Source organism: Patulibacter medicamentivorans (assembly GCF_000240225.1).
Taxonomy (GTDB): Bacteria; Actinomycetota; Thermoleophilia; order Solirubrobacterales; family Solirubrobacteraceae; genus Patulibacter; species Patulibacter medicamentivorans.
This window is the reverse complement of the sequence record NZ_AGUD01000287.1, coordinates 21,728-28,278: the sequence shown is the minus strand read 5'-3', so window position 1 is coordinate 28,278 and position 6,551 is coordinate 21,728. Positions and strand designations below refer to the sequence as shown.

Genomic DNA, 6,551 nt, shown 5'->3' with positions numbered 1-6,551 from the left:
CGCCGGCGGCCCGCCGGCGACGGCGACCCGCAGCAGCCGGACCGGGAACGGCGCACCGGCGAGCGCGCCCGCGACGTCGTCCGACGATCCGTCGTCGGCGACGACGACCTCGAACGGCGGGGCGCCGACCTGGGCCGCCAGCGCCGCGACGAGCGTCCGCAGGTCGTCCGCGGCGTCGCGGACGGGGACGACGACGCTGACCTCGGCGGCGGGCACGGCGCACACCCTAGAGCAGCCGGTTGCGGCGATCTCGCGAACCGTCGTCGCCCGGCGGGTGGCCGGCGCCATCGCCCCGGCGTCGGTTCGCCGTTTCGCGACCGCACGGGGCGCGAGACGGTGATCTGACGCCTCGACGGCGCCGAACGGTCGTCTCGCGCCCGCGCGGGTCGCGAGACGGCGATCTGACGGCGGCGGCGCGTCTTCGTCGTCTCGCGCCCCCGCCCGCGACGAGACGCCCTTCCTGCGGCCCAGCGGCGCGTCTTCGTCGTCTCGCGCCCCCGCCCGCGACGAGACGCCGTTCGTACGGCGTAGGCTACGGCGTCCGCACGGTCGATCGGCGGAACGTCACTCCCGCGATCGGCCGTCGACCGGGTACGGTTCGCCGCGTGACCGACTCCCGCCACATGGCGCGCTACTGGGACGAGCGCGCCCGCGAGAACGCCGAGTACTTCGTCGACAACCGGCTGGACTACAAGTCCGGCGCCTACGGGGGCGACGACGGGGACGACTTCTGGTCGAAGGGGGAGAAGGACTTCGACGTCCTGCTCGAGACCCTCGACGCCCCGGCGCTCGGCTCCGACGACACCGTCCTGGACATCGGCTGCGGCGTCGGCCGCCTGAGCCGCGCGGCCGCCGCGCGCGTCGGTCGCGTCCACGCGCTCGACGTCAGCGCCGAGATGCTGACGCGGGCGAAGAAGAACCTCGCGGACGTCCCGAACGTCAGCTTCCACCTGGGCGACGGCGACAGCCTCGGCGCGATCGGCGACGACCAGATCGACGTGGTCGTCTCGCTGGTCGTCTTCCAGCACATCCCCGATCCCGAGATCACCTACGGCTACGTGCGCGAGATCGGTCGGGTGCTCAAGCCGGGCGGCTGGGCGGCGTTCCAGGTCTCCAACGACGCCGAGATCCACCAGCGCGAGTACCCGACCCCGTCGCTGCTGCAGCGGGTCGCCGGCCGCCTCCGCGGCACGATGCCCAAGGGCCAGGACGATCCGGCCTGGCGCGGCTCGGCGGTCGACCTCGACCGCCTCCGCCAGGCGGCGGCCGACGGCGGCGCGTCGATCGAGCGGCTCGAGGGCGCCGGCACCCAGTACTGCCTGGTGCTGCTGCGCGCCGGCGCCTGAGAGGGCCGCCCGAGGGGTGGGCGCGAGGCGCGCCTCGCGCCGCCCCTACAGCAGGTCGTTGCGCTTGAACCACCAGGTCATGCCGACGAGCAGCACCAGCATGACCCCGATCAGGATGAAGAACGGGTGGACCTGGTCCTGGCCGGGCACGTGCACGTTCATGCCCCAGATCGACGCGATCAGCGTCAGCGGCAGGACCACGACGCTGATCGCGGTCAGCACGTTCAACGAGTGCGACTGTGCGTGCGCGAGGACCGACTCGTTGGAGCTCTCCAGCGCCTCGGAGACCTCCTTGTAGTTCTCGAGCATGTCCCAGATCCGCTCCGACGCGTCGTTGATGTCGTCGAAGTAGAGCTCCTGGTCCTCGGCCAGGTAGCGGCGCGCGGCGTTGAGGTCCTTCAGGGCCGTCCGCTGCGGGCGGACGATCTTGCGGAAGTTGATGATCTCCTGCTTGGCGTTGGAGATGTCGCGGACGATCTCCCGCGAGCGGCCCTCGAAGATGTCCTCCTCGAGCTGCTCGAGCTTGTTGCCGATCTTGCGCAGCATCGGGAACGAGGCGTCGACGCACTCGTCGACGATCCGGTAGAGCAGGTAGCCGCTGCCGCGGGAGAAGTGGCGCTCGCGCTCCTCCTCGTGCTGCTCGACCCGGGAGAAGAGGTACTCGATCGTCCGCAGCGGCCGGTTCGGGATCGTGATCACGAAGTCCGGGCCGACGAAGACGTCCAGCTCGGCGGCGTTCAGGCGCCCGATCGTCTTGTCGTAGTCGGGGAAGTGCAGGACGACGAACAGGTAGTCGTCGTAGCGGTCGACCTTCGGCCGCTGGTTGCGCGACGCGACGTCCTCGAAGTCGAGGGCGTGGAAGTCGTAGTGCTCGCGCAGCCAGGCCAGCTCGAGCCGGCCGGGGCGGGCGACGTTGACCCAGCGCAGGCCGTGGGACTCGACCGTCTCGATCTGGGGGCCGTCGAGCTCGTTGCTCGCCGGCGCGGCGGGTTCAGGCGACCGGGTGCCGAAGCCCAGCCGGGGACGCGGAAGCGACGGCATCGGGACTCGGGGGTTCGTCGATCGCGGGCACGGTCCAACCAGCTTAGCCGGCTCGCGGTCGCGGTCGCGCCCGGCCGGTCGGCTCGACGGCGTCGGAGCGCTTGCTACTCTTCGCCACGGACATAGCTGGACACATCCAGAGGAGTGGAGGGACTGGCCCTACGAAGCTCCGGCAACCACCCGCGAATCATGCCGACCGGGGGCAGGTGCCAATTCCAGAGAGATGTGTGGCTGGACCTGTACCGGACCTTCGCCACACCGTCGGCGAAGGATCAATCCCGGAGGAGCACAGGAGCCATGGCTGCCACGTCCCTGATCTGTCGCGAGTGCGCGAGCACCTACCCGCTCGAGGCCCAGTTCGTCTGCACGAAGTGCTTCGGGCCGCTCGAGGTCGCCTACGCGCCGCACCCGTCGGCCGGCGACCGCGACGCGATCCGCCGCCGGATCCAGGCCGGCCCGCGGAGCATCTGGCGCTACGCCGACTTCCTGCCGCTGGAGGCCGGATCCCCGGTCGGCGCGGGCGACTTCTCCAGCGACGGCGGGCTGCCGGCCGGCGGCACGCCGCTGGTCAAGGCCGACCGCCTGGCGCGTCGCCTGGGCCTGCGCGAGGTCTGGGTCAAGAACGACGCCGCCAACCCGACGCACTCCTTCAAGGACCGCGTCGTCGCCGTCGCCGCGGCCCGGGCCAAGGAACTGGGCTTCTCGACCCTCGCCTGCGCGTCGACCGGCAACCTCGCCGGGGCGGTCGCGGCCGCCGGCGCCGCCCTCGGGCTGCCGACCTACGTCTTCATCCCCGCCGACCTGGAGGAGCAGAAGATCCTCTCGACCGGCGTCTACGGGGCCAACATCGTCACGGTCCGCGGCAACTACGACGACGTCAACCGGCTCTGCACCGAGATCGCGGGCGAGCGGGAGGACTGGGCGTTCGTGAACGTCAACATGCGCCCGTACTACGCCGAGGGGTCCAAGACCCTGGCCTACGAGATCGCCGAGCAGCTCGGCTGGACGGCGCCGGACCGGATCGTCGCGCCGATCGCCTCGGGCTCGCTGTTCACCAAGATCGGCAAGGGCTTCCAGGAGTGGATCGACCTCGACCTGATCGACGGCGTCGGTGGCGCCGCGCCGAAGGTCCCGGTCATGAGCGGGGCCCAGGCCCTCGGCTGCAACCCGGTCGCCGCCGCTTTCGAGGCCGGCCAGGACGTCTGTCGCCCGGTCAAGCCGGACACGATCGCCAAGTCGCTGGCGATCGGCAACCCGGCCGACGGCCCCTACGCGATCGAGCTGGCCCGCAAGACCGGCGGCACGATCACCGACGTCACCGACGACGAGATCAAGGACGGCATCCGGCTCCTGGCCGAGACGACCGGGATCTTCACGGAGACGGCCGGCGGGGTCACCACCGCGACCCTCAGGAAGCTGGCGGAGTCCGGCCGGATCGACCCGCAGGAGCGGGTCGTGCTGGTGATCACGGGCGAGGGGCTGAAGACCCTCGACGTCGTCCGCGGCACCTTCGAGGTGACCGAGATCGACCCCCGCTTCGAGCAGTTCGAGAACGACGTGGAGTCCCGCACGGAGGTGCCGGTCTGATGGCAACGGTCACGGTCAAGATCCCGACGCAGCTGCGCGACGCCACCGGCGGCGAGGGATCGCTGCAGATCGACGGCGACACGGTCGGCGGCGCTCTCGAGGCGCTGTTCACCGCCCACCCCGAGCTGCGCTCGCGGCTGGCGGATGACGACGGCAACCTGCGGCGGTTCGTGAACGTCTACCTGGACGGCGAGGACATCCGCTTCGGCGACGGCGTCGGCACGCCGGTCGCCGACCGCCAGGAGCTGCAGATCCTGCCCGCGGTCGCCGGCGGCCGCTGAGCCGATGAGCGACGGGGTGGGGGCCGGGTCACGGGCCCGGCGCCTGGCCCGCCGTACGGCCGGGCGGGGCGTGCGGGCGCTGCTGGAGCGCAGCGGTCGCTACCGCCTGGCGCACCTCGACCGCGAGCGGCTGGTCGAGCGCTGGTACCACAGCCCGATCCCGGAGTGGGAGCGGCTGCCGGCCGAGACCTGGACCCGCCGCCACCCGATGCCGGGCGTCGCCTGGGACCCCGCTCCGGGCCTGGAGCTGCTGGAGGGACCGCTGCGGCCGCTGCTGGCCGAGTTCGCGCCGCCCGAGATCCCGGGCACGACGGCGGCCGAGCGCGCGGCGCTGCTGGTCTTCTACGACGGGCTCGACGGGGCGACGTGGCACGCGCTGCTGCGCCACGTCCGCCCACGACGGGTGGTCGAGCTGGGATCCGGCGTCTCGACGCTGATCGCCGCGGCGGCGCTGGAGCGCAACGCCGCCGACGGCGCGCCCGCCGAGCTGCGGGTCTTCGATCCCTACCCGCGCGCCCCGACCGAGGCCGGGATCGGCCACGGCCGGCTGGAGCGGATCCCCGCCGAGCGGGTGCCGCTGGAGGTCTTCGACGAGCTCGCCGCCGGCGACGTGCTGTTCGTCGACACGACCCACGTCGTGACGACCGGCGGCGACGTCGTGCGGATCTTCCTCGAGATCCTGCCGCGGCTGGCGCCCGGCGTCCTGGTCCACGTCCACGACGTGCTGCTGCCCTACGACTACCACCGGATGTGGTTCGAGAGCGGCTGGTATTGGAACGAGCAGTACCTGGTCCAGGCGCTGCTGCAGGGCAACCCCGAGTGGGAGGTCGTGCTGCCCAACCACCACCTGCACCGCGACCACGAGGACGCCGTTCGGGCGGCCGTCGCGGCCTACGACCCGGCCAAGCAGCCGAGCGCGCTGTGGCTGCGCCGGCGCGTGGCGGGCGAGCGCGGGTCGCTGGCGGAGCGGCTGCGGGCGCCGCGCTGAGCCCGGCCGCGAGCGGCGTCAGTCGCCCGCGACCGCGGGCACTCGCGCCCGGGCGCGACGACGGCGGGCGATGATCCCGCGCGTGCGCTCGAGCACCGGACGCTCGACGAGGTGCCAGCTGAGCATCGCCAGCGTCAGGCTCAGCGCCAGCGTCAGGCAGATCGCGGCCAGCAGCGTCGTCGGGAAGCGGTCGCTGGCGCGCAGCAGGTAGATCATCGGGAAGTGCCACAGGTAGAGCCCGAAGGAGATCCGCCCCAGGTACTCCAGCGGACCGCGGGCCAGGACCTGCGAGCCGGGCAGCGGGCCGAGCGCGATCGCGGCCACCAGCAGCGAGAACCCGGTGGTCGCCGGCAGGTCGTTCCCGAGCTGGCGCAGGATCAGCGGGCCGGCGGTCTGCCCGTGCCACCAGCCGTCGGCGAGCACCAGCAGCACGCCGACGGCCGCCAGCGGCAGCGTCGCCCGGACGCCGGTGCGGCGGTCGTGGACGAGCACGGCGACGAGCATCCCGGCCGCGAACGCGCTCAGCTGGACCGGCAGCGTGTAGACCATCGTCTTCGGCCACTCGTTGAGCTTGGCGACCGAGAACAGCGCCGCGCCGGCCACCACCATCGCCAGGCAGACCAGGGCCAGCACGCGTCGCCGCGCCCGTGACGGCAGCGCCCGCACGGCCCGCGCGGCGGCCAGCCCGATCAGCGGCACGACGACGTAGAAGCTGACCTCGACCGCGACCGTCCAGCTCGGCGGGTTGACGCGGCCGAGGGTCGCCGCGTCGTAGTTCTGGAGGAAGAGCAGGAAGCTCGGCAGCTGGCCGACCGAGATCGCCCGCGGGTGCTCGACCCAGGCCAGCAGCGCCGCGGCCCCGAGGATCGCGATCCAGTAGGCCGGGACGATCCGCGCGATCCGTCGCATGGCGTAGGGGACGAGCGCCGGTCCCGGTCGCCGGTCGAGCGCCGCGGCGGCGAACGGCCGGAAGATCAGGAACCCGGAGAGGACGAAGAAGAGCGGTACCCCGAGTCGCAGCTGGCTGATCAGGACGTCGGCCGCCGTCCGCTCGGGTCGCCCGCCGTCGCCCTGCACGAACATCCAGACGTGAAGCACGACCACGCCGACCGCGGCCAGGCCGCGGAGGCCGTCGAGCGCGCCGAGTCGCACGGGCCCGCCGGGGCGAGGTGGGGTGGGGGAACGACGACGAGCCACGTGGGCGCGGGTGGGGGAGCGGCCGGGCGTCGCGGGGGCGACGCCGATGGCGCGGACCGGAAGGCGAAGGCGATCGCCGGCGGCGATCCGGTCGCGCCGTGGGCGGCTCCC

7 protein-coding genes and 1 riboswitch are annotated in these 6,551 nt (G+C 72.9%); of the genes, 4 read left to right on the top strand and 3 right to left on the bottom strand.

The genetic code is table 11. The features are described from left to right. Nucleotides 1–216: glycosyltransferase family 2 protein (locus PAI11_RS19700; protein WP_040601083.1), on the bottom strand; the 216-nt coding region annotated here is incomplete at its 3' end. Nucleotides 217–605: 389 nt separating this feature from the next. Between PAI11_RS19700 and PAI11_RS24840 the strand changes: the two genes are divergently transcribed. After that, a complete protein-coding gene (locus PAI11_RS24840; RefSeq protein ID WP_007578111.1) occupies nucleotides 606–1,346 on the top strand; it encodes a class I SAM-dependent methyltransferase in 741 nt (246 codons plus the stop codon). Between the two features lie 45 nt (nucleotides 1,347–1,391). Here the strand turns inward: PAI11_RS24840 and PAI11_RS19690 are convergent, their stop codons facing one another. Then, nucleotides 1,392–2,387: a magnesium transporter CorA family protein gene (locus PAI11_RS19690; protein ID WP_007578110.1), complete on the bottom strand. Its 996-nt coding sequence runs from the start codon at nucleotides 2,385–2,387 to the stop codon at nucleotides 1,392–1,394. Between the two features lie 129 nt (nucleotides 2,388–2,516). Continuing rightward, a riboswitch (SAM riboswitch) is annotated at nucleotides 2,517–2,617 on the top strand. 67 nt (nucleotides 2,618–2,684) lie between these two features. Here PAI11_RS19690 and thrC point away from each other — a divergent pair. The 3 genes from thrC to PAI11_RS19675 are packed head-to-tail and all read left to right on the top strand — an operon-like array spanning nucleotide 2,685 to nucleotide 5,243. Then, on the top strand, nucleotides 2,685–3,974 hold the full coding sequence (gene thrC / locus PAI11_RS19685; protein WP_007578109.1) for a threonine synthase: 1,290 nt from the start codon (nucleotides 2,685–2,687) through the stop codon (nucleotides 3,972–3,974). Next, nucleotides 3,974–4,255, top strand: a complete 282-nt coding sequence (locus tag PAI11_RS19680) for a ubiquitin-like small modifier protein 1 (protein ID WP_007578107.1) — start codon at nucleotides 3,974–3,976, stop codon at nucleotides 4,253–4,255. Before thrC ends, PAI11_RS19680 begins: the two co-directional genes overlap by 1 nt. 4 nt (nucleotides 4,256–4,259) lie before the next feature. Then, nucleotides 4,260–5,243 carry a class I SAM-dependent methyltransferase gene (locus tag PAI11_RS19675; RefSeq protein WP_081488548.1) on the top strand — a complete coding sequence of 328 codons (984 nt, stop codon included), beginning with the start codon at nucleotides 4,260–4,262 and terminating at the stop codon, nucleotides 5,241–5,243. A gap of 18 nt (nucleotides 5,244–5,261) precedes the next feature. Here PAI11_RS19675 and PAI11_RS19670 read toward each other — a convergent pair whose 3' ends face one another. Next, nucleotides 5,262–6,395 (bottom strand): acyltransferase family protein, encoded by a 1,134-nt coding sequence (locus tag PAI11_RS19670; protein WP_007578103.1) that lies wholly within the window; start codon nucleotides 6,393–6,395, stop codon nucleotides 5,262–5,264. Nucleotides 6,396–6,551: the final 156 nt, after the last annotated feature.